This is a genomic window from Dellaglioa sp. CoH-57-MRSF-21, from assembly GCF_056781915.1.
The window spans coordinates 1-238 of sequence record NZ_JBXAXU010000254.1 but is presented as its reverse complement, the minus strand read 5'-3'; the positions used below and the strand labels follow the sequence as shown (position 1 = coordinate 238).

1 protein-coding gene is annotated in these 238 nt (G+C 64.3%); it reads left to right on the top strand.

Features of this window, described 5'->3' with window-relative positions; translation table 11 throughout:
• Positions 1–238, top strand: a 238-nt coding sequence (locus tag AC1RPQ_RS08675) for a hypothetical protein (RefSeq protein WP_481762380.1), incomplete at both ends; no start/stop codon positions are given.

Genomic DNA, 238 nt, shown 5'->3' with positions numbered 1-238 from the left:
ATCCAGCACGGGCGGCAGTTCCGGCTTCTCGGAGAGCCGGGCCGTGGCGCATCAGCAGTGCAATACATCGACGATGAGCAGATCGTCCTGCTCACGTACGAACCGCATCGTTCACTATCCGACGCGCCCCGTTGGGTCCGCCTCGAAGGGCTGGAGCCCGGATCGAGCTACGTCGAACGATTTCTCGGGAATCCGTCCGGCCATCGCGTCGCTGGGCACCGGTACACCGCGTCGTATC